Annotated in this window: 20 protein-coding genes; 10 read left to right on the forward strand and 10 right to left on the reverse strand. The window is 71.0% G+C overall.

Translation table 11 applies throughout. From position 1 onward, the window contains the following. The first annotated feature begins 162 nt into the window (after positions 1-162). The 3 genes from FE811_RS27460 (at position 163) to FE811_RS12760 (ending at position 4,170) form a co-directional block, all read left to right on the forward strand. The gene (locus FE811_RS27460; protein WP_166435372.1) at positions 163-339 is read left to right on the forward strand and encodes a hypothetical protein; all 177 of its coding nucleotides are present in this window, start codon (positions 163-165) and stop codon (positions 337-339) included. Between the two features lie 402 nt (positions 340-741). After that, the gene (gene ilvD, locus FE811_RS12755; protein ID WP_140847832.1) at positions 742-2,580 is read left to right on the forward strand and encodes a dihydroxy-acid dehydratase; all 1,839 of its coding nucleotides are present in this window, start codon (positions 742-744) and stop codon (positions 2,578-2,580) included. A 153-nt stretch (positions 2,581-2,733) separates the two neighbouring features. Next, on the forward strand, positions 2,734-4,170 hold the full coding sequence (locus tag FE811_RS12760; RefSeq protein WP_116220505.1) for a deoxyribodipyrimidine photo-lyase: 1,437 nt from the start codon (positions 2,734-2,736) through the stop codon (positions 4,168-4,170). A 185-nt stretch (positions 4,171-4,355) separates the two neighbouring features. Here the strand turns inward: FE811_RS12760 and FE811_RS12765 are convergent, their stop codons facing one another. From FE811_RS12765 to FE811_RS12780, 4 genes are all read right to left on the reverse strand, one after another. After that, the gene (locus FE811_RS12765) at positions 4,356-4,871 is read right to left on the reverse strand and encodes a gluconokinase (RefSeq protein WP_243700169.1); all 516 of its coding nucleotides are present in this window, start codon (positions 4,869-4,871) and stop codon (positions 4,356-4,358) included. Beyond that, positions 4,868-6,244 carry a GntP family permease gene (locus FE811_RS12770; RefSeq protein ID WP_036759901.1) on the reverse strand — a complete coding sequence of 459 codons (1,377 nt, stop codon included), beginning with the start codon at positions 6,242-6,244 and terminating at the stop codon, positions 4,868-4,870. The genes FE811_RS12765 and FE811_RS12770 overlap by 4 nt, the downstream gene beginning before the upstream one ends. A gap of 130 nt (positions 6,245-6,374) precedes the next feature. Next, entirely contained in the window at positions 6,375-6,653 is a 279-nt protein-coding gene (locus FE811_RS12775; RefSeq protein WP_036759899.1) for a hypothetical protein, read from the reverse strand. 63 nt (positions 6,654-6,716) lie between these two features. Then, positions 6,717-7,490: an FCD domain-containing protein gene (locus tag FE811_RS12780; protein WP_114537699.1), complete on the reverse strand. Its 774-nt coding sequence runs from the start codon at positions 7,488-7,490 to the stop codon at positions 6,717-6,719. A 215-nt stretch (positions 7,491-7,705) separates the two neighbouring features. Between FE811_RS12780 and dld the strand changes: the two genes are divergently transcribed. The 7 genes from dld to FE811_RS12815 all read left to right on the forward strand — a co-directional run bounded on the left by dld (position 7,706) and on the right by FE811_RS12815 (position 15,418). Then, positions 7,706-9,391: a D-lactate dehydrogenase gene (gene dld / locus FE811_RS12785; protein WP_116220504.1), complete on the forward strand. Its 1,686-nt coding sequence runs from the start codon at positions 7,706-7,708 to the stop codon at positions 9,389-9,391. A 79-nt stretch (positions 9,392-9,470) separates the two neighbouring features. After that, on the forward strand, positions 9,471-11,237 hold the full coding sequence (locus FE811_RS12790; RefSeq protein ID WP_036759893.1) for an L-lactate permease: 1,767 nt from the start codon (positions 9,471-9,473) through the stop codon (positions 11,235-11,237). 9 nt (positions 11,238-11,246) lie between these two features. Beyond that, on the forward strand, positions 11,247-12,017 hold the full coding sequence (locus FE811_RS12795; RefSeq protein WP_116220503.1) for a (Fe-S)-binding protein: 771 nt from the start codon (positions 11,247-11,249) through the stop codon (positions 12,015-12,017). Continuing rightward, positions 12,014-13,441: a lactate utilization protein B gene (locus FE811_RS12800; protein WP_072462117.1), complete on the forward strand. Its 1,428-nt coding sequence runs from the start codon at positions 12,014-12,016 to the stop codon at positions 13,439-13,441. The genes FE811_RS12795 and FE811_RS12800 overlap by 4 nt, the downstream gene beginning before the upstream one ends. Next, on the forward strand, positions 13,438-14,076 hold the full coding sequence (locus tag FE811_RS12805; RefSeq protein ID WP_116220502.1) for an LUD domain-containing protein: 639 nt from the start codon (positions 13,438-13,440) through the stop codon (positions 14,074-14,076). The genes FE811_RS12800 and FE811_RS12805 overlap by 4 nt, the downstream gene beginning before the upstream one ends. Before the next feature lie 48 nt (positions 14,077-14,124). After that, positions 14,125-14,694 (forward strand): 2'-5' RNA ligase family protein, encoded by a 570-nt coding sequence (locus FE811_RS12810; protein ID WP_072462115.1) that lies wholly within the window; start codon positions 14,125-14,127, stop codon positions 14,692-14,694. Positions 14,695-14,752: 58 nt separating this feature from the next. Further along, on the forward strand, positions 14,753-15,418 hold the full coding sequence (locus FE811_RS12815) for a GntR family transcriptional regulator (RefSeq protein WP_036759884.1): 666 nt from the start codon (positions 14,753-14,755) through the stop codon (positions 15,416-15,418). Here FE811_RS12815 and FE811_RS12820 read toward each other — a convergent pair. The 6 genes from FE811_RS12820 to bioB form a co-directional block, all read right to left on the reverse strand. Then, positions 15,415-16,158 (reverse strand): methyltransferase domain-containing protein, encoded by a 744-nt coding sequence (locus FE811_RS12820; RefSeq protein WP_116220501.1) that lies wholly within the window; start codon positions 16,156-16,158, stop codon positions 15,415-15,417. The genes FE811_RS12815 and FE811_RS12820 overlap by 4 nt on opposite strands. A 103-nt stretch (positions 16,159-16,261) precedes the next feature. Continuing rightward, a complete protein-coding gene (locus tag FE811_RS12825; RefSeq protein ID WP_116220500.1) occupies positions 16,262-16,870 on the reverse strand; it encodes a pimeloyl-ACP methyl esterase BioG family protein in 609 nt (202 codons plus the stop codon). Then, entirely contained in the window at positions 16,867-18,156 is a 1,290-nt protein-coding gene (gene bioA / locus FE811_RS12830) for an adenosylmethionine--8-amino-7-oxononanoate transaminase (RefSeq protein WP_116220499.1), read from the reverse strand. The genes FE811_RS12825 and bioA overlap by 4 nt, the downstream gene beginning before the upstream one ends. After that, positions 18,156-18,776, reverse strand: a complete 621-nt coding sequence (gene bioD / locus FE811_RS12835) for a dethiobiotin synthase (protein ID WP_072462111.1) — start codon at positions 18,774-18,776, stop codon at positions 18,156-18,158. Before bioD ends, bioA begins: the two co-directional genes overlap by 1 nt. After that, a complete protein-coding gene (locus tag FE811_RS12840) occupies positions 18,764-19,879 on the reverse strand; it encodes an aminotransferase class I/II-fold pyridoxal phosphate-dependent enzyme (RefSeq protein WP_116220498.1) in 1,116 nt (371 codons plus the stop codon). The genes bioD and FE811_RS12840 overlap by 13 nt, the downstream gene beginning before the upstream one ends. Further along, on the reverse strand, positions 19,876-20,838 hold the full coding sequence (bioB, locus tag FE811_RS12845) for a biotin synthase BioB (RefSeq protein ID WP_181180863.1): 963 nt from the start codon (positions 20,836-20,838) through the stop codon (positions 19,876-19,878). The genes FE811_RS12840 and bioB overlap by 4 nt, the downstream gene beginning before the upstream one ends. Positions 20,839-20,916 lie beyond the last annotated feature (78 nt).

Genomic DNA, 20,916 nt, shown 5'->3' on the forward strand with positions numbered 1-20,916 from the left:
CCGTAACAGCACTCGAAAAAGGGTGAGATTCCCCCGTTTTGCGCCTTTGCCGCGACTGTTGCAGCAGGCACACAGTCGCGGCACCTGTCCCAAAGGCGAACTTCCCAGACTCGGCTTCCGCGCCCAAACTGCTGGTATGGAAGGAGGAAAGGAACAGGGACAATGAAAGGCACAGTCACTCTTACCGGGCGCAAGGGGGCGCTCGTCTCCGGCGAATACGAGGTCACGGGCGACACCATCCGGGTGTCCTATGCGGGCCACGAGCGATGCGTGCGGCTCGACGGCGGCTCGGTGGATCATCTGGCGCAATCGCTCCTGCGCGACCTGTGGCTGGAATGACGCGGCCCGCCCTGCGGCGGCACCGGCTGCGCGCCATCCCAGGCGCCTGAGGAAAGATGCGCCTTCCGCCCGATGGCGGCTTCATGCCGGAACCCGGCCGGAACCGCCCCAGGACGGGGCGCAGCGAAGGCAGGCGATGACGGCGACGATTCCGGCAAGGCGGACCCGCGCGGGGCTGGTTGCGGCGATGCGCAGCCCCCTCGGCCCCGGCCACCGTCCCGCCGCCGCGCCATGTCGGGACGCTTCTGCCCATGGGCCGGCTGGCCGGGCGGCTGATGCCCCGGGTCGCCCCGCGAAATCGGGGGTATCGCCCGGCGCAAAGCGTGATAAGGGATAACCTCGCCAATTTCTTCGTGATACTGGCCGCTCAGCACGGACAATCAGACGACAGAGAACCCAGCCATGCCCGCATATCGTTCCCGCACCACCACCCACGGCCGCAACATGGCGGGGGCCCGCGGCCTCTGGCGCGCGACCGGGGTGAAGAACAGCGATTTCGGCAAGCCGATCATCGCCATCGTGAACAGCTTCACCCAGTTCGTGCCGGGCCATGTGCATCTGAAGGACCTGGGCCAGATGGTCGCCCGCGAGGTCGAGGCGGCCGGCGGCATCGCCAAGGAATTCAACACCATCGCGGTCGACGACGGCATCGCCATGGGCCATGACGGCATGCTTTATTCCCTGCCCTCGCGCGAACTCATCGCCGATTCGGTGGAATACATGGTCAACGCCCATTGCGCCGACGCCATGGTCTGCATCTCGAACTGCGACAAGATCACCCCCGGCATGCTGATGGCGGCAATGCGGCTGAACATCCCGGCGATCTTCGTCTCCGGCGGGCCGATGGAGGCGGGCAAGGTCACGCTGGGCGACGGGCGCAAGGTCTCGCTGGACCTGGTGGACGCCATGGTCGCCGCCGCCGACGACAAGGTCTCGGACGCCGACCTCGCCGCCATCGAGGAAGCCGCCTGCCCGACCTGCGGCTCCTGCTCGGGCATGTTCACCGCCAATTCCATGAACTGCCTCAGCGAGGCGCTCGGCCTGTCGCTGCCCGGCAACGGCTCGACCCTGGCCACGCATGCCTTGCGCAAGACCCTGTTCCTGGAGGCCGGCCGCCGCATCGTCGAGGTGACGCGCCGCCATTACGAACAGGACGACGCCAGCGTCCTGCCCCGCGCCATCGCCAGCAAGGCCGCGTTCCTGAACGCCATGTCGCTCGACATCGCCATGGGCGGCTCGACCAATACCGTGCTGCACCTGCTGGCCATCGCCCAGGAAGGCGGGGTGGATTTCACCATGGACGACATCGACGCGCTGTCGCGCAAGGTGCCGTGCCTGTGCAAGGTCGCGCCGAACACCGCCAATGTCCATATGGAGGACGTGCATCGCGCCGGCGGCATCATGGCGATCCTTGGGGAACTCGACCGCGCCGGGCTGATCGACCGCGACTGCCCGACCGTCCACGCCCCCACGATCGGCGCCGCCATCGACCAATGGGACATCGCCCGCAGCAACGACCCGCAGACGCGCGAGCTGTTCCTGGCCGCGCCGGGCGGCGTGCCGACGCAGATGGCCTTCAGCCAGGCGACGCTCTGGCCGGACCTGGACCTCGACCGCGAAAAGGGCGTGATCCGCTCGGCCAAGGCGCCGTTCTCCAAGGACGGCGGGCTGGCGGTGCTCAAGGGCAATATCGCGCTGGACGGCTGCATCGTGAAGACCGCCGGCGTGGACGAATCCATCCTGGTGTTTTCCGGCCGGGCCAAGGTCTATGAAAGCCAGGACGCCGCCGTCTCCGGCATCCTGACCGGCAAGGTCGAGGCCGGCGACGTGGTCGTCATCCGCTACGAAGGCCCCAAGGGCGGGCCGGGCATGCAGGAAATGCTGTATCCGACCAGCTACCTGAAATCGAAAGGGCTGGGCAAGGCCTGCGCGCTGATCACCGACGGCCGCTTCTCGGGCGGCACCTCGGGGCTTTCCATCGGCCATGTCAGCCCCGAGGCGGCGGCCGGCGGCACCATCGGCCTGGTCCGCGACGGCGACCGGATCGAGATCGACATCCCCAACCGCTCGATCCGCCTGGCCGTGCCCGAGGACGAGCTGGCCGCCCGCCGCGCCGAACAGGACGCCAGGGGCTGGAAACCGGCGCAGCCGCGCCAGCGCCAGGTCTCGGCCGCGCTCAGGGTCTATGCGCAATTCGCCGCCTCGGCCGACAAGGGCGCGGTGCGCATCCTGCCGGAATAGTCCCGCCAAGCCCCCGGTCCTGCCGCAAGGCGGCGGGGCGGGGGCGGCCTTGCCCCGCCGAACCGGCCCCACCGACCGGTCTCGCCGGCGGGGCTTGCGCCGGCCTGCGAAACCCTGATGACTGGCCGGCGAGCATCCAGCCGGACCCCGCCCATGCCGCCCAGCATCCTGTGGCTTTGCCGCGACTTCCGTTTCCGGGACAATGCCGCCCTGGCCGCCGCCGCGGGCGCGGGGCCGGTGCTGCCGGTCTTCCTGATCGACGGCGCCTTGCGGGCGCAGGGCGCGGCCAGCCGCTGGCGGCTGCAGCGCGCCCTGCTGGCCTTCGATGCCGAACTGCGCCGCCGCCACGGCGCGACCGTGCTGGTGCTGGAAGGCGAGCCCTGGGACATCCTGCCCGCCCTGGCCGCCCGCATCGGCGCGGGGTCGCTGCACAGGAACGACTGGCCCGAACCCGCGACCATCGCCGCGCAGCAGCGGCTGGGCCGGGCGCTGGCCGGCACGCCCGTGCGGCTGGTGCTGCATCCGGGCCATCTGCTTGTGCATCCCCGCGCCCTGCGCACCGGCTCGGGCGGCGCCTATCGCGTCTTTACCCCCTTCGCCCGCGCCCTGCGCGCCATCGGCCCCGACCGGCCCGGCGGCGAAGCGGCGAGCCTTTCACCGCTGGCCGACCCGCCGCGGGGGCTGGCGCTCGACCGGCTGGACCTGGCCCCGGACCTGCATCGCGGCCGCGCGGTGCTGGAGCGCCACGCCCTGCCCGCGGGCGAGGCCGCGGCGCAGGCCCGGCTCGGCGATTTCCTGGACCGCGCCGCGGGTTACGCCGCGCAGCGCGACCGCCCCGACCTGCAGGCGACCTCGGGCCTGTCCGAGCATCTGGCCATGGGCGAGATCGGCCCGCGCGACCTCTGGGCCATCGCCTCGGCCCGCGCCAAGGCCGATCCCGCCGCCAGCCCCGGCATCGCGGCCTTCCTGACCGAGCTGATCTGGCGCGAATTCGCCTGGCACCTGCTGATCGAGTGTCCCCGGCTGGCACGCCAGCCCTGGCGGCCGGAATGGGCGGATTTCCCCTGGCGCGGCGACAGCGCCGCGCTGACCCGCTGGCGCCGGGCCGAAACCGGCATCGCGCTGGTCGATGCCGGGCTGCGCGAGATGCGCGTGACCGGGCGGATGCACAACCGGGTGCGCATGGTGGCGGCCAGCTGGCTGACCAAGCACCTGCTGACCGACTGGCGGCTGGGGCTGGCGCATTTCGCCGACAGCCTGACCGACTGGGATCCGGCCGCGAATGCGATGAACTGGCAATGGGTGGCGGGCTGCGGCCCGGATGCGGCGCCCTTCTTCCGCATCTTCAACCCCGAACGGCAGGCCGCGCAATTCGACCCGCAGGGCCGCTATCGCCGGCGCTGGCTGCTGGGCTGGCAGGGCGCCGAGGGCGAAAAGGCGCGGGCCTATTTCGACAGCCTGCCGCCCGGCTGGGACGTGCCCTGCACCTGGCAGGACCGCGCCACGCCCGAGAGGCTGGCCCAAGGCCGGGCCCGCGCGCTGGAGGCCCATGCCGCCTTCCGCCGCCAGGCCCCAGTCGATGACCGCTGACCGCCGCGCCAGCCCGGCGCGGCCCTGGCAGGCTGCTGAAAAAGGATTTCGAGAGGGCGGCGCAGCGGAAATCGTTCTGGATCCAGTTGATATCGGCCCGAAATGGGGTGTTTTCGGCAAGTTTGAGGCGGATTTCCCGGTTCCCGCCCGCGCTGTCCTGTCGCAAGGACTTTTTCAGCAGCCTGCTAGCCCTCCAGCCCCATTTGGCGCAGCGCCTGCCGGACCTGGTCCTCGACCGACAGGGCCATGTCGACCACCACGCCGTCCTCGTCCGCCGCCAGCGGCTCCAGCGTGGCCAGCTGCGAATCCAGCAGCTTGGCCGGGAAGAAATGCCCCTCGCGATGCGACAGCCGGCTTTCCAGAAGCGCGCGCGAGCCATGCACGTGCAGAAAGCGCACCCGCGGCGCGCCCTCGCGCAGGATGTCGCGATAGGCCCGCTTCAACGAGGAACAGCCGATGACCGAGGACTGCCCCAGCGCCTCGTTGCGGCCGATCTCGGCGGCCAGCGCCCGCAGCCAGGGCGCGCGGTCGTCGTCGTCCAGCGGGATGCCCGCGCGCATCTTGGCCACATTGGCCTCGGGGTGGAAGCTGTCGCCCTCGACGAAGGGCCAGCCCAGATGCGCGGCCAGCGCCTCGCCCGTGGTGCTCTTGCCGCAGCCCGAGACGCCCATGACCACGATATGCTGCACCGCGCCGCTCACAGCAGCCACCAGCCGATCAGGGCGAAGCCGAAGGCGATGGTGCCCAGCAGCGTCTCCATCACCGTCCAGGTCTTCAGCGTGGTCTTTTCGTCCATGTCGAGGAACCGCCCGACCAGCCAGAAGCCGGAATCGTTGAAATGGCTCAGCACGGTCGCGCCGCCGGCGATGGCCACCACCAGGAAGCAGCGGTCGAACTCGCTCAGCCCCGTGGTCGCCGCCACCGTCGGCGCGATCAGCCCGGCGGTGGTGGTCAGGGCCACCGTGGCCGAGCCCTGCGCCACCCGCAGCGCCATCGAGATGACGAAGGCCGCCACGATCAGCGGCATGCCCACCGCGTCGAGGCTGGAAGCCAGCGCCTCGCCGATGCCGCTGGCGCGCAGCACGCCGCCGAACATGCCGCCGGCGCCCGTGACCAGGATGATGGCGCAGATCGGCGCCAGCGCGCCGTCCATGATGCGCTCGATCTCGGTCGCGCTGCGGCCGCGGCCCAGCAGCGCCATGGCCACCAGCACGGTGATCAGCAGCGCGATGGGCGTCTGGCCGATCAGCCGCAGCACCGTGACCCAACCCGCGCCGGCATCGACGACGCCCATGGTCGCCAGCGTGCCCAGCCCGGTGTTCAGGAAGATCAGCGCCAGCGGCAGCAGCAGCACCAGCATCACCGTGCCGAAGCTGGGCGGGATGCGGTCATGGCCCTCGGCCTCGACCGCGCCCAGGATCTCGGGGATCGGCAGCACGAAGCGCCGCCCGGCCCAGAGCCCGAACAGGTAGCTGCCGAAGAACCAGGTCGGCAGCGCCACGACCAGCCCGACCACCACCAAAAGCCCGATGTCCGCGCCCAGCAGGTCGCCCGCCGCCACCGGCCCCGGATGCGGCGGCAGCAGCGCATGCATGGCCGCAAAGGCCCCGGCCGCCGGCAGCGCGTAAAGCAGCACCGAACCGCCAAAGCGGTAAGCCACGCTGAAGATGATCGGCAGCATCACCACCAGCCCGGCGTCGAAGAAGATCGGAAAGCCGAACAGCAGCGAGGCCACGCCCAGCGCAAAGGGCGCGCGCTCGGCGCCGAACTGGCCGATCAGCCGGTCCGCCAGCACCTGCGCGCCGCCGGTGATCTCCAGCAGGCGCCCGATCATGGCGCCGAAACCCACCAGCAGCGCCACCGTGGCCAGGGTCGAGCCGAAGCCCTGCATCAGCACCGCGATGACATCGGCCATGGGAACGCCCGCGACCATCGCGGTCATCAGGCTGACCAGGACCAGCGAGACAAAGGCATGCAGCCGGAACCGCATGATCAGGACCAGCAGCACTAGAACCGCCGCCAGGGCGATCAGCAACAGCACGACCGTGCTGTGAACGGGCTCGACAGGATTCATGAAAGGGGCTCCTCCAGCGAAAGGGTCGTGGGACGGCTAGGGCCTGGTCCTGCCGCCCGCAGATTCGGGGCGCGGCCAGGCATCCGTCGGTTTTCGTGGCCGTTAGCGATAACAGATGCCGGGTGAAAAGTTAAGACGTTTCGCGCCGGTGCCGCGCCGCGGTGGCAAGATCGTGCAGCAGCCGCATTTCGTCCGACAGTGCCAGCTCCAGCGCCGCCTCGGGGCCGGACACGACGCCGGGGTCTTCCTGGCCGTCCAGCATCACCTCGCGATCCTCCAGCCATTGCAGCATCTCGGCCTGCACGCTCTCGGGCGAAAGCTCCAGCAGCTTCTGAAAGGTGCGGCGATGCGCGATCACCCGGCCTTCGAGGCCGTCGATCCGCGCGGCCAGCCTGTCCATCCTGTCCATGCGCGATTTCCCTGAGTTTTCCGGGAATCATGATGGCACAGATGCCGGAACCGGCAAAGCCGTTCAGTTCCGCGAGGTCAGGCTGCCGCCCTCGATCCGCCGCAGCGAGATTTCCAGCCGCGCCTCGGCGGCGATGATCTCGGCGCGCACGCGCTTGGTATAGATCATGTGGTCCTGCGCCGCCCGCGCCGCCGCCGGCGCGTCGCGGGCCATGATCGCGTCATAGATGGCGCGGTGCTGGGCGCGCAGCACGTCGCGCACCTCGGGCCGGGCATACAGCTTTTCGCGGTTGTGGAACACGCCCTTGCGCAGCATCCCCGACAGCGCCCGCATGATCTGCAACAGCACGATGTTGTGGCTGGCCTCGTAGACGGCGACATGCAGGTCCACGTCCGCCTCGGCCTCCTCGCGGAAATCGGCCTCGGCATGGGCCTGGTGGATGCGCTCCATGCAGCGGGTCAGGGTCGCGCGGTCCACGTCGTTGGCCCGCGTGGCCGCCAGGCTGGCCGCCATGCCCTCCAGCGTGGCGCGCAGCTCCAGGTAATCGTCCACCACCTCGGGACGCGAGGCCATCAGCTCGACCAGCGGATCGGTGATCGAGGTGGCCAGCGGCGCCACCCGCCGCCCGCCGCCCGGATCGGCGACGATCAGCCCCTTGTCCTCCAGCATGCGGATGCCCTGGCGCAGCGTCGGGCGCGACACGTTCAGCCGCAGCGCCATCTCGCGCTCGGCCAGCAGCGGATCACCGGGGCGCAGCGAACCTTCGAGAATCAGATCCTCGATATGGCGCGCGGTGGTCTCCGCAGCGGGGGCGCCCTTGTTCACTTCGCTGGCCATCTCCGACTCCTCTGGGCAACCGCCGGAAATTCAGTGGGTTAGGCGGCGACATCCGGTCCTGCAGATTAGCCGCAGCGCCGGGTCGGGCGCAATGGATTTCCCACTTGACCCAAGCGGTAAAATTATTTTACCAAGAAAGGAGGGAAGGTAAAGCAATCTGATCAGCCGGTGCCGTGCAGCGCCGGGTCGATTGCATCAAGGGAGGGGGGAAAGCCATGACGGCAGACCGTGCGGACCTGCTGGACCGCCTGCGCGCCATCGTCGGGCGAGGGCATGTGCTGACCGCGCCCCGCACGACGCGCCGCTACACCCGCGGCTTCCGCTATGGCGAGGGGCCGGTGGCCGCGGTGGTCCGCCCCGGCTCTCTGGTGCAGATGTGGCGGGTGCTGAACGCCGCCGTCGCCTCGGGGCGCGCGGTGATCCTGCAGGCCGCGAATACCGGGCTGACCGGCGGCTCGACTCCCTGGGGCGATGACTACGACCGCGAGATCGTGCTGGTCTCGGTCATGCGCCTGCGCGGCATCCACCTGCTCGGCGCGGGCGAACAGGCGGTCTGCCTGCCCGGCGCGACGCTCGACAGCCTGGAAAAGCGCCTGCGCCCGCTGGGACGCGAGCCGCATTCCGTGATCGGCTCATCCTGCATCGGGGCCTCGGTCCTGGGCGGCATCTGCAACAATTCCGGCGGCGCGCTGATCCAGCGCGGCCCCGCCTATACCGAGATGAGCCTTTACGCCGAGATCCGCGCCGACGGCTCGGTCGCGCTGGTCAACCACCTGGGCCTCGACCTCGGCGACGACCCCGAGGAAATCCTCGCCCGCGTCGAGGCGGGCAAGCTGCCCGCGCCCGCGCCCACCGACGCCTGGGCCTCGGACCGCGAATATGCCGACCACGTCCGCGACATCGAGGCCCAGACCCCCGCCCGCTTCAACGCCGATCCGCGCCGGCTGCACGAGGCGTCGGGCTGCGCCGGCAAGCTCGCCGTCTTTGCCGTGCGGCTGGACACGTTCCAGGCCGAAAAGGACACGGCGGTCTTCTATGTCGGCAGCAACGATCCCGACGAGCTGACCGGGATCCGCCGCCATATCCTGGCGCATTTCCAGAGCCTGCCCATCGCCGGCGAATACATCCACCGCGAAGCCTATGACGTGGCGGCGAAATACGGCAAGGACACCTTCCTGTTCATCCGCCATGCCGGCACCGACCGCATGCCCGCCTTCTTCGCCGCCAAGGCGCGCATGGACGCGCTGACCGAGCGGCTGGGCCTGGGCGCGACGCTTTCGGACCGGCTGGCGCAGGGGGTGGCATCCCTCGCCCCCCAGCACCTGCCCAAGCGGATGAACGACTTCCGCGACCGCTACGAACACCACCTGCTTCTGCGCATGGGCGGGGCGGGCATCGCCGAGGCGCGCGACTACCTGACCGGCATCTTCCCCTCGGCCCAGGGCGACATGTTCGAATGCACCCCGGACGAGGGCAAGGCCGCCTTCCTGCACCGCTTCGCCGTGGCCGGCGCCGCCGTGCGCTACCGCGCCATCCACGCGCGCGAGGTGCAGGACATCGTGGCGCTGGACATCGCGCTGCGCCGCAACGACCGCGACTGGGTCGAGCGCCTGCCGCCCGACCTGGACGCGAAGATCGAGAAGAAGCTCTATTACGGCCATTTCTTCTGCCACGTCTTCCACCAGGACTATGTGGTGAAAAAGGGCCAGGACTGCCTGGCCGTGGAACATGAGATGTGGCGCCTGCTGGACCGGCGCGGCGCCGAATACCCGGCCGAGCATAACGTCGGCCATCTTTACCACGCCAAGCCGGAGCTGGCCGGCTTCTACCGGCAGCTGGACCCGACCAACAGCCTGAACCCCGGCATCGGCCAGACCTCGAAATGCGCGCATTGGCATTGACGCCGGCGCCATCCAAGACGACCGCGCAGGATTGCGCACCCGCAACGGCGGAACCGCCCGCCCCATCTGAGGAGGAAAGATGGCTGGACTAATCACATTCATCCTGGCCCTGCTGCCCATCGCCACGGTCTTCGTGCTGCTGGTGGTGCTGGCGAAATCGGCCAAGTTCTCGATGCTGGTGGCCTATCTCGTCACCGCCGCCACCGCCCTACTGATCTGGGGCACCGAGCTTAACAAGGTCCTGGGCGCCACCGTCAACGGCGCCGTGACCGCGGTCAGCCTGCTCTATATCGTCTTCGGCGCCATCCTGATGCTCTACACGCTCGAGGAAAGCGGCGGCATCCGCTCGATCCGGGCCGGCTTCACCTCGATCTCGCCCGACCGGAGGGTGCAGGCGATCATCATCGCCTGGCTCTTCGGCTCGCTGATCGAGGGCGCCTCGGGCTTCGGCACGCCGGCGGCCATCGCCGCGCCGCTGCTGGTCGCCATCGGCTTTCCCGCCATGGCCGCCGTCATGGTGACGCTGATCATCCAGAGCACGCCGGTCTCCTTCGGCGCGGTCGGGACGCCGATCCTGGTCGGCGTGCGCACCGGCCTTGCCGACCAGCAGATCGTCGAGGCGACCATCGCGCCCATGGCCTTCGGCGACTACCTGCTGGAGATCGCGGTCAAGGTCGCCACCATCCACGGGCTGATCGGCTTCCTGATCCCGCTGATCCTGGTCGGGATGCTCACGCGCTTCTTCGGCGCCAACCGCTCCTTTGCCGAAGGCTTCCGCATCTGGAAGTTCGCACTGTTCGCGGGCCTCGCCTTCACCGTGCCCTACTACCTCATCGCCGCGACGCTGGGACCGGAATTCCCCTCGCTCCTGGGCGGCATCGTCGGGCTCATGATCGTGGTGCCGGCGGCGAAACGCGGCTTCCTGATCCCCAGGGAAAGCTTCGACTTCCCGCCGCGCCGCGACTGGAACGACAACTGGGTCGGCAAGCTCGACGATCTCGAGGACCACAATGCCCACAAGCCGGTGATGCCGCTGGTCAAGGCCTGGGCGCCCTATGTCTTCGTCGTGGCCCTGCTGGTCATCACCCGCTCGATCGCGCCGATCAAGGCATGGCTCACCTCGCCCGAGATGACGATCGCCTTCCGCGACCTGTTCGGCTCGGGCATCAACGCCTCGGTGCAGGTGCTGTTCCTGCCCGGCACGATCCTGATCCTGGCCTCGCTCTTTACCTTCGTGCTGCACGGCATGTCAGGGCGCGACTACGGCCGGGCGCTCAAGGCTTCGGGCACGACCATGATCGCCGCCGCCCCGGCGCTGCTGCTGGCGGTGCCGATGGTGCAGGTGTTCCTGAACTCGGCCTCGGACAGCTATGCCAGCATGCCCATCGTCCTGGCGCAGGGCGTCTCGTCGGTGGTGGGGGATGCCTGGCCGATGTTCGCGCCGCTGATCGGGGCCATGGGCGCCTTCGTCGCCGGCTCGAACACGGTCAGCAACATGATGTTCTCGCTCTTCCAGTTCTCGACCGCCGAACAGATCGGCCTGGGGGCTGCGGGCGCGGGCACCGTGGTGGCGCTGCAAGCCATCGGCGGGGCCGCCGGCAACATGATCTGCGTCCATAACGTCGTCGCCGCCTCGGCCACCGTCGGGCTGACCGACCGCGAGGGCGCGATCATCCGCCAGACCCTGATCCCAATGGCCTATTACGTCGTGCAGGGCGGGCTGATCGGCTTTGCGCTGCTGACCGGCAACCCCATGTGGTGGGTCGCCGCCGCGATCTGGGCGGGTGCGGTGCTGTTCTTCATGTCGCGCAACCGCGGCCCCCGTCCCGACACCGTCGCCAACTAGGGGGAAACCATGACCGGAGAGCCAAAACCGACAGTCGGTCTGTTCGTGACCTGCCTTGTCGACGCCATCCGCCCGCAGATCGGCTTCGCGGCCCTCCAGCTTCTTGAGGAAGCGGGCTGCGTGGTCGAGGTGCCGCAGGCCCAGACCTGCTGCGGCCAGCCGGCGCTGAACAGCGGCGACGACCGCGACGCGGCGCATCTGGCCCGCCAGACCATCGCCGCCTTCGAGGGCTACGACCATGTCGTCCTGCCCTCGGGCTCCTGCGCGGCGACCATGGTGCATGGCTACCCGGAACTTCTGGCGGGCGACCCGGACTGGGCCGCCCGCGCCCGCGCCATGGCGGCGAAGACCCATGAGATCACCAGTTTCCTCCACGATGTCATGGGCTTCATGCCACGGGGGCGGAGGTGCGATGCCTCCGCCACCTATCACGACAGCTGCTCGGGCCTGCGCGAGCTGGGCGTCGCCGCGCAGCCGCGCGCACTGCTGGCCCAGGTCGAGGGGCTGGAGATGCGCGGCCTGCCCGGCAACGACGCCTGCTGCGGCTTCGGCGGCACCTTCTGCGTGAAATATTCCGCCATCTCGAACGCCATCGTCACCGAAAAGGCCGAGGCGGTCGAATCCACCGGCGCCGACCTCCTGCTGGCCGGCGACCTGGGCTGCCTGATGAACATGGCCGGCAAGCTGCATCGCCGCGGCGCCAAGACCCGCTGCTTCCACACCGTCGAGGTGCTGGCCGGCCGCGCCCAGGGCCCCGCCATCGGCGAGGACGCGCCATGAACGCGCCCTTCAAGGCCCCGTTCAAGGCCCCGTTCAAGGCTCGCGCCGCGGCGGCCCTGGCCGACCCGGTGCTGAAGACCGCCATCGACCGCACCACCGGCAATGCCGAGCGAAAGCGCGCCGCGGCCCTGGCCGCATTCCCCGAATTCGAGGCCGCCCGCGCCCGCGGCCAGGCGATCAAGGATCATGTCATCGCCCATCTGGGCCATTACCTGGAGATGTTCGAGCGGAACGCCACCGCCCGCGGCGCGCAGGTCCACTGGGCCGGCGACGATGCCGAGGCCCGCGCCATCGTCACCCGCATCTGCCTGGCCGCCGACGCCAGGCTGGTGACGCGCGCCAAATCCATGCTGGGCGAGGAGATCGGCCTGCCCCATGCCCTGGCCGATGCCGGCATCGAGCGGGTCGAGACCGACCTGGCCGAGCATATCATCCAGCTGGCGGGCGAGGCCCCCTCGCATATCATCTGGCCCGCCATGCACCGCACCCGCGAGCAGGTGGCGGAACTCTTCAAGACCGGCCACCAGCCGCCGCCCGCCGCCGAAGACCCGGCGACCATGGTGCAAAGCGCCCGCCGCGTCCTGCGCGAGAAATTCCTGTCGGCCGACATCGGCATATCCGGCGCGAATTTCCTGGTCGCCGACACCGGCGCCACCTGCACCGTCACCAACGAGGGCAATGCCGAGCTGACCACCACGCCCCCGCGCATCCATATCGTCACCGCGGGGATCGAGAAGCTGGTGCCCTCGACCGCGCACGCCCTTGCGCTGCTGCGCCTGCTGGTGCGGTCGGCGACGGGCGGCGAGATGACGCAATACACCACCTTCCACGCCGGCCCGAAGCGCCCCGGCGATGCCGACGGGCCCGAGGAGATGCATATCGTCCTGGTCGACAACGGCCGCACGAAGATGCTGGCCGACGAGTTCCGCGAGATGCTGCGCTGCATCCGCTGCGGCGCCTGCATGAACCATTGCGTGGTCTATCGCCAGATCGGCGGGCATGCCTATGGCGGCACCTATCCCGGCCCGATGGGCTCGGTGCTGACGCCGGTGCTGGACGGGCTGGCGGCGTCCCGCGACCTGCCCAATGCCTGCACCATGAACGGCCGCTGCGCCGAGGTCTGCCCGGTCGGCATCCCGATCCCCACGCTCTTGCGCGCCTGGCGCCGCCGCAGCTGGCGCGAGGGGCTGGAGCCCGGCCCGGTCCGCGCCGGCATCGGGCTTTGGGCGCAATTTGCCCGCCGGCCGCGGCTTTATCGCCTGGCGACCCGCATCGGGCTGCCCGCGCTGCGGCTGTTCGGCAAGGGCGGCTGGATTTCGCGCCTGCCGCTGGCCGGGGGCTGGACCGACCACCGCGACCTGCCGCGCCCGGCGGCCCGCAGCTTCATGGACCAATACCGCGCCCAGCAGAAGGCCCGCAAATGACCGCCCGCGACCGCATCCTTTCGGCCATCCGCGCCACCCTCGGCCCCGGCAAGCCGCCCGAGCGGATCGCGGCCGAGGCCGCCGCCCTGCTTGAGGATCCCTACGCCGCCCGCCCGCGCCTTGCCGCGCCGGAACTGCCCGAGGCCTTCGCGCTGAAGGCCGCCGCGCTCGGCACCACCATCGACCGCATCGCCACGCTGGCCGAGGTGCCGCGGGCCATGGCCCGCTATCTGGACGCGCATGGCCTGCCGCCCCGCTTCGCCATGCAGCCGGCGCCGGAACTGGCGGGGCTGGACTGGCAGGGCCTCGCCCCGCATCCGGGCGTCGCCGCGGACGAGCCCGCGGCGCTTGGCCTGGCGCTTTACGGCATCGCCGAAAGCGGCTCTCTGGTCATCCATTCGGGACCGCAGAACCCGATCCTGCTGTCCTTCCTGCCGCTGCACCATGTCGTGCTGCTGCGCGAGGCGACGCTCTTGCCCTACCTTGAGGACTATGCCGCCCGCCTTGCCGCCCAGGCGATCCCGCGCAACGCCATCCTGATCACCGGCCCCAGCGGCACCACCGACATCGAGGGCAGCTATGTCCGCGGCGCCCATGGCCCCGGCTTCCTGCATGTCATCCTGATCGCGGGCTGACCGCCGCGCCGATTTGTCCTAGCATTGCGGCACCGATGGGAGGCCGCGATGCCCGACGCCCCGCAAGCGCAGGAAATGCCGCAGGAAACGCCGCGCGAGCATTTCCTGCTTTTCGTCGCCATCCCGCCGCCCGAGGTGGTGGCGCGGATCGAGGCCGCCTGGCAGCTCGCCCAGCGCCGCGACCGCTTTCGCCGCGCGACGCTGCACATGACCATCCTGCCGGTGATCCGTACCCCGCAGCTCCAGCCATGGATGGCCGAGGCGCTCGGCCGCCCGCTGGAGGGGCTGGATTTTCCCGCCTTCGACCTGGTGCTGGACCAGCTGACCACCTTCGGGCCGCCGCGCCGCCGCGACCGGCCGCTGGTGCTGGTCGGCCGGCAGGAAAACCCCGCCCCCGACGCGCTGTGCCAGACGCTGTGGCAGCGGCTGGCCGGCGCCGGGCTGGGCGTCGCCCGCCACCGCGTCACCCCGCATGTGACGCTGGCCTATGGCAAGCCCCTGCCGCCGCAGGGCATCGCGGTCCCGCCGGTGCATTGGCGGGTGGACCAGCTTACGCTGATCGACAGCCTGCAGGGCCTGGGCCGGCACGTGCCGCTGGCGCGCTGGCCGCTGCGCTGAACCGCGGGGCGCCGAAGCCTTATCGACAATCCCCGCCGCCCGCCTTATCCATGGCGCCATGAGCGCGGGATCAGAAGAAACCCTGGCGGTCCGCATCAGCCGCGTGCTGGCCGACCGCATCGTGGCGGGCGAGATCGGCCCCGGCGAGCGCCTGCGCCAGGACCGCATCGCCGAGGAATTCGGCGCCAGCCACGTCCCCGTCCGCGAAGCCTTCCGCCGCCTCGAAGCCCAGGGCCTGGCGATCAGCGAGCCGCGCCGCGGCGTCCGCGTCGCCGCCTTCGACCTGCCCGAGGTCAAGGAGGTGGCCGAGATGCGCGCCGCGCTCGAGGAACTGGCGCTGCGCCATGCCGCGCCGCACCTGACCCCGGCCATCCTGCATGCGGCGGAAGAGGCGACCAAGGCCGGCGACGCCTCGCGCGACGTGCGCTCGTGGGAGGCGGCGAACCGCCGCTTCCACAAGCTGATCCTGACCCCCTGCGCCATGCCGCGGCTGCTGGCCGCCATCGACGACCTGCACGCCGCCAGCGCGCGCTTCCTCTTCGCCGCCTGGCAGTCGAACTGGGAGACGCGGACCGACCACGACCACCGCGCCATCCTGGCCGCGCTGCGCAAGGGCGACGTGGACGCCGCCTGCGCCACGCTGGCGCGCCATGTGCGCTGGATCGGCCGCCGCCCGGCGCCCCCGGCCAGCGACAAGCGCGACGCCTTCGCCATCCACGGCTAGCCGCGCCGCTCGGCCACCAGCCAGCTGGCGACATAGGTCAGCGCGACGCCCCGCGGGCCCCCGTGCAATGCCTCGTAGCGCGCCATGAAGTCGCGCAGCGCGCCCGGCGACCGGATATGCCCGGCGCAGCCGTTGACCCCGGTGGCGCGCAGGTGGCGCAAGACCTCCAGCGCGCCGGGGAAATGCAGCACGATCCGCCATTCCCCCGCACCCCGGACCCGCCAGCCCGCCGGCAGCAGCGCCGCCATCTGCGCCCCGCTCAGGTATGACGGCGCCGCCGCCCGGCTGCCCAGCGCCCGCAGCTCGGGAAAATGCCCCGGCGCGAACCCCGAAAGCGCCAGCCAGCCCCCCGGCGCCACCGTATCGCACAGCCGGCCCACGACCCGCGCCGGATCGGCGACCCATTGGATCATCGAGGCCGAGGCGGCCAGGTCCACCGCCCCCGGCAGCGCCACCTCGGCGATGTCGCCCGGCCGGTATTCCGCCGCCACCCCCGGCAGTTCCGGCGCGGCCAGGTCATTGAGCCACAGCCGCGCGGGCCGCAGCCCCAGCAGGTGCCGCGTCAGGTGGCCCGAGCCATGGCCCGCCTCCAGCACCCGCGCCGGCCGGTGCCCCGGCGCGGCCCGGCGATAGGCCGCGAACAGCCGCGCCGCGATCCGCCGCTGCGCCAGCGCCGCGCCGTCATAGGTCGCCATGCCGCGCGCGAATGACCGCGCCACCCGCCCGGCCAGCGCGGTCATGCCCCGACCCCCGGCGTGGGGCGACAGGGCAAGGGTTTCCCCCGGCCCGCGCCTTCCGGGCCGCACCCATGCCCCCCGGCCAGCGCGGATGCCAATGCGCCGCTCATGCCAGCACCTCGGCCCAGTCGCGCCATTGCGCAAAGGGATTGTGCCCGCACTCCAGCACCCGCGTCTCGACCGGCCAGCCCTGCCAGGCGCGGATCAGGTTCTTCAGCGGAAAGATGCGGTCGGCCGCGCCCAGCCAGATGCGGTCGAAACCCGGCACCTGCCCGGCGTCCCAGCCCATCACCGCCTGCAACTCGTCGCGCAGCGCGGCGGGATCGGCGCCCGCGGCGACGGCGCAGCCCGCCCGCCGGCCGAATTGCCGCAGCGAGACCTCGGACAGGTTCGCCGCCGTGGCCCGCACCGTCTCGCGCGGGATGCCCAGGTCGTCGTCGCAGGGCGCCCAGGAACCGCAGGCCGCGACTTTGCGGCGAAAGCCGGCCAGGCCCGGCAGCCGGCAGGCCGCCGCCACGCCAAAGGACCAGGCGACCAGGTCCATCGCCGCGTATCCCCGCGGCCAGTCCGGCAGGGCCAGGTCGCGGTAATCCGACAGCACCAGCACATCCGCCGCCCCGGCCAGGTGCCGGAACGGCGCCGCCCCGGCCGCCCAGCCGGTCAGCACCACGATCAGCTCGGACGCGCCCTCGCGGCGCAGCCATTCCGCCCTCATGGCCGGTCCGCGGGCCAGCCCGCGATCTCGACCATGGCGGCGCAGATGCGCGCCACCTCCTCGGGCCGGGCGACAAAGGGCGGCATGCAGTAAAGCAGCCGCCCGAAGGGCCGCAGCCAGACCCCGCTTTCGCGGCAAAAGCCATGCACGCGCGCCATGTCCAGGGCCTCGCGCAGCTCGATCACGCCGATGGCGCCCAGCACCCGCACGTCGCGCACGCCGGGCAGGCCGCGCGCCGGGGCAAGGCCCTGCGCCAACCCCGCCTCGATCCCCGCGACCTGCCCCTGCCAGGCGCCCTCGGCCAGCAGGTCCAGGCTTGCGCAGGCCACGGCGCAGGCCAGCGGATTGCCCATGAAGGTCGGCCCGTGCATCAGGACCGGCGCCGGCCCGTCCGAGATCGCCTCGGCCACCCGGCCGGAGGCGACGGTGGCGGCAAAGCTCATCATGCCGCCGGTCAGCGCCTTGCCCAGGCACAGGATGTCCGGCACCACCCCGGCGCGCTCCATGGCGAAAAGCGTGCCGGTGCGGCCGAAGCCGGTGGCGATCTCGTCCAGGATCAGCAGCACGCCATGCCGGTCGCACAGCGCCCGAACCCCGGCCAGCCAGCGCGGGTGATAGAACCACATGCCCCCCGCGCCCTGCACCACCGGCTCGATGATGAACCCCGCGATTTCACGCGCTTTTTCCGCAAGCAGCGCCTCGACCGCCCCCAGCCCGTTCCGCGCCGGATCGTCCGTCCATTCCGCGCCGAAGGGGATGGGCGGGCGCGGCACGAAATGCTGCACCTGCAAGGCGGCGCCGAAATGGCTGTGCATCCCGGTCTCGGGATCGCACAGGCTCATCGCCTTCCAGGTATCGCCGTAATAGCCGCCGCGGGCCGAGGCGAAAGCCACCCGCCCCGCCTGCCCCAGCCCAAGCTGCGCCTGCACCGCCATCTTCAGCGCCACCTCGACCGCGACCGAGCCGCTGTCGGAATAGAAGATGCGGTCCAGCCCCGCGGGCAGCATCCCGACCAGCCGCCGCGCCAGCCCGACGGCCGGCCCATGCGTCAGCCCGCCGAACATGACATGCGGCAGCCGGGCCAGCTGCGCCTGCATCGCCGCGACCAGCCGCGGATGGCGATGCCCATGCGCCGCCGCCCACCAGGAGGACATGGCGTCGATCATCCGCGCCCCGTCCGCCAGCGTGAGCCACACCCCCTCGGCCGCCGCGACCTCATGCACCGGCCCCGGCTCGCGCATCGAGCCATAGGGATGCCACAGGTGCCGCCGGTCGAAATCCCGCATCACAGCACCTCGCGGATCGCATCGACGTCGATGCCGGCGAAACCCGCCTCCAGCGTCCCGGCCGTCACCGTCTCCAGCAGCGGCAGCCGGCCCAGGTCGCGCACCGCGCCGATCTCGCGGATCACCCGGCGGCTGTCCTCGGCCTCCTCGCCGATGAAGGCCACGCCCGCCACCCGGCAGCCCGCGGCCCGCAGCGCCACCAGCGACAGCAGCGCATGGTTGATCGTGCCCAAGGCGGTGCGGCAGCACAGCACCACCGGCGCGCCCCAGCCGGCGATGACCTGCAGGTAAAGCAGCCGCCGGGTCAGCGGCACCATCAGCCCGCCCGCGCCCTCGACCACCAGCGGGCCGGCCACCTGCGGCAGCGCCAGCCGCGCCGGATCGATCTCGACCCCCTCGCGCTCGGCCGCCAGATGCGGCGAGGCCGGCAGCCGCAGCCGATAGACCTCGGCCAGCACCGGCCGGCCGGACAGCCGCGCGACGGTCTCGCTGTCGGTCTCCTCCTCCAGCCCGGCCTGCACCGGCTTCCAATAGCTCGCCCCCAGCGCACGGGTCAGCCCGGCGCTGAAGACCGTCTTGCCGATGCCGGTATCGGTGCCCGCCACGATCACCGCACCCATGCCGCCTCCAGCGCCGCAAACAGCGCCGCGATCTCGGCCGCCCCGACATTGCCGGTGACGGACAGGCGCAGCCGCGCCGTCCCCCTGGGCACCGTCGGCGGCCGCACCGCGCGGACGTCGAAGCCCTGCGCCTGCAAGGCCGCGGCCAGCGCCAGGGCCCGATGGTCGTCGCCGACGATCACCGGAACGATCTGGCTCTGCGCCGCGATGCCGCAGCCCCGCGCCGCATCGCGCGCCTGCGCCATGCGCGCCCGCGCGCCCGCGACCAGCGCCGGATCATCCGCCAGCGCCCGCAAAGCCGCGCGCAGCACCGCCGCCGACAAGGGCGAGGGCGCGGTGGCATAGACGAAGGGCCGCGCCCGGTTCACCAGCACCTCGACCAGCACCCGGTCGGCGCAGACCAGCGCGCCCGAGGCGCCCAGCCCCTTGCCCCCGGTATGCAGCGTCACCAGCGCGCAGCCCAACCCATGCGCCAGCCCCCTGCCCTGCGGGCCAAAGACGCCGGTCGCATGTGCCTCGTCCACCACCAGCACCGCATCCTCGCGCGCGGCCAGCGCCGCCAGCGCCGGCAAGGGCGCCAGGTCGCCCTCCATCGAATAGACGCTCTCGACCGCGATCCAGACCCGGCCGCGCCCGCCAGCCGCGCGCCATTCCGCGACGACCCGCGCCGCATCCGCGGCATCGTTATGGGCAAAGCCGCGGCATTCCGCCCGGCCCAGCCGCATCCCCTCATGCGCGCTGGCATGGACCAGCGCATCGTGCAGCACCAGGTCGCCCTGCATCGGCAGCGCCGAAAAGATCGCCTGGTTGGCCTGGAAGCCGCCGCCCATGTAAAGGCACGCCTCGGCGCCAAAGAAAGCCGCCGCCTCGGCCTCCAGCGCCTCATGCTCGCCGTGGTTGCCGCGCAAAAGCCGCGACCCCCCTGCCCCCAGCGCCACGCCGCGCGCCAGCGCATCCCGCGCCGCCCCGGCCAGCAGTTCCGACCCTGCCAGCCCCAGGTAGTCGTTCGAGGCGAAATCCAGCCCCGCGGCCGGCGCCACCCGCCGCAGCCGCCCGCGCCGCGCCAGCGCGTCCAGCGCCGCCCGATGCCGCACAAAGCTCATGCCGCGCAGCCCTCCTGCGACGCGTCCAGCACCTCGGCCCGCAGCCCGAGCCTGGCGAACAGCCGCGCATCCTTGTCCTCGCCGGGATTGCCGGCGGTCAGCAGCGTGTCGCCGACGAAGATCGAATTGGCCCCGGCAAAGAAGCACATCGCCTGCATCTCGTCGCTCATCTCGGACCGCCCGGCCGACAGCCGCACATGGGATGTCGGCATCAGGATGCGCGCCGTGGCGATGGTGCGCACCATCTCGATCGGGTCGAGCTTGGGCACATCCGCCAGCGGCGTGCCCGCCATCGGCATCAGCATGTTGATCGGCACCGATTGCGGCGGCACCTCCAGCCCGGCCAGCGTCTCCAGCATGGAGATGCGGTCCTCCTCGGTCTCGCCCATGCCGACGATGCCGCCGGCGCAGACGTTGATGCCGGCCGCCTGCACCCGCTCCAGCGTCTCGATCCGGTCCTGGAAGGTCCGCGTGGTGATGATCTCGGAATAATAGCGCTCCGAGGTGTCGATATTGTGGTTGTAATAGTCCAGCCCCGCGTCCTTCAGCCACAGCGCCTGGTCCGCGTCCAGCATGCCCAGCGTCATGCAGGTCTCCATCCCCAGCGCCTTGACGCCGCGGATCATCGCCAGCACCGCCGGCATGTCGCGTTCCTTGGGCGAACGCCAGGCCGCGCCCATGCAATAGCGCGTGGCCCCGGCCTCCTTGGCGCGCCGGGCCTCGGCCAGCACCCGCTGCACCTCCATCAGCTTCGAGGCCGGCAGGTCCGAGCCGTTGCGCGCCGATTGCGAGCAATAGGCGCAATCCTCGGGGCAGCCGCCGGTCTTGATCGACAAGAGCTTGGAGCATTGCACGACATTCGGGTCGAAATGCGCCCGATGCACGGTCTGGGCCTGGAACAGCAGTTCCATCAGCGGCAGGCGATAGATCTCGGCGGCGCGGCGCGATTGCTGGGGCATGGATACCTCCCTGAGCCTCATGTGGAGATATCTATAAAACCGGCAAGGCCGCTTTGTTAATCCGTATATATTATCTAT

The organism is Paracoccus sp. FO-3 (assembly GCF_006386455.1).
GTDB lineage: Bacteria > Pseudomonadota > Alphaproteobacteria > Rhodobacterales > Rhodobacteraceae > Paracoccus > Paracoccus versutus.

Excerpts from the sequence above, each read along its gene's own strand:
- FE811_RS27460 (WP_166435372.1), top strand. The coding sequence starts at position 163 with ATGAAAGGCACAGTCACTCTTACCGGGCGCAAGGGGGCGCTCGTCTCC.
- ilvD (WP_140847832.1), top strand. The coding sequence starts at position 742 with ATGCCCGCATATCGTTCCCGCACCACCACCCACGGCCGCAACATGGCG.
- FE811_RS12760 (WP_116220505.1), top strand. The coding sequence starts at position 2,734 with ATGCCGCCCAGCATCCTGTGGCTTTGCCGCGACTTCCGTTTCCGGGAC.
- FE811_RS12770 (WP_036759901.1), bottom strand. The coding sequence starts at position 6,244 with ATGAATCCTGTCGAGCCCGTTCACAGCACGGTCGTGCTGTTGCTGATC.
- FE811_RS12775 (WP_036759899.1), bottom strand. The coding sequence starts at position 6,653 with ATGGACAGGATGGACAGGCTGGCCGCGCGGATCGACGGCCTCGAAGGC.
- FE811_RS12780 (WP_114537699.1), bottom strand. The coding sequence starts at position 7,490 with ATGGCCAGCGAAGTGAACAAGGGCGCCCCCGCTGCGGAGACCACCGCG.
- dld (WP_116220504.1), top strand. The coding sequence starts at position 7,706 with ATGACGGCAGACCGTGCGGACCTGCTGGACCGCCTGCGCGCCATCGTC.
- FE811_RS12790 (WP_036759893.1), top strand. The coding sequence starts at position 9,471 with ATGGCTGGACTAATCACATTCATCCTGGCCCTGCTGCCCATCGCCACG.
- FE811_RS12795 (WP_116220503.1), top strand. The coding sequence starts at position 11,247 with ATGACCGGAGAGCCAAAACCGACAGTCGGTCTGTTCGTGACCTGCCTT.
- FE811_RS12800 (WP_072462117.1), top strand. The coding sequence starts at position 12,014 with ATGAACGCGCCCTTCAAGGCCCCGTTCAAGGCCCCGTTCAAGGCTCGC.
- FE811_RS12805 (WP_116220502.1), top strand. The coding sequence starts at position 13,438 with ATGACCGCCCGCGACCGCATCCTTTCGGCCATCCGCGCCACCCTCGGC.
- FE811_RS12810 (WP_072462115.1), top strand. The coding sequence starts at position 14,125 with ATGCCCGACGCCCCGCAAGCGCAGGAAATGCCGCAGGAAACGCCGCGC.
- FE811_RS12815 (WP_036759884.1), top strand. The coding sequence starts at position 14,753 with ATGAGCGCGGGATCAGAAGAAACCCTGGCGGTCCGCATCAGCCGCGTG.
- FE811_RS12820 (WP_116220501.1), bottom strand. The coding sequence starts at position 16,158 with ATGACCGCGCTGGCCGGGCGGGTGGCGCGGTCATTCGCGCGCGGCATG.
- FE811_RS12825 (WP_116220500.1), bottom strand. The coding sequence starts at position 16,870 with ATGAGGGCGGAATGGCTGCGCCGCGAGGGCGCGTCCGAGCTGATCGTG.
- bioA (WP_116220499.1), bottom strand. The coding sequence starts at position 18,156 with ATGCGGGATTTCGACCGGCGGCACCTGTGGCATCCCTATGGCTCGATG.
- bioD (WP_072462111.1), bottom strand. The coding sequence starts at position 18,776 with ATGGGTGCGGTGATCGTGGCGGGCACCGATACCGGCATCGGCAAGACG.
- FE811_RS12840 (WP_116220498.1), bottom strand. The coding sequence starts at position 19,879 with ATGAGCTTTGTGCGGCATCGGGCGGCGCTGGACGCGCTGGCGCGGCGC.
- bioB (WP_181180863.1), bottom strand. The coding sequence starts at position 20,838 with ATGCCCCAGCAATCGCGCCGCGCCGCCGAGATCTATCGCCTGCCGCTG.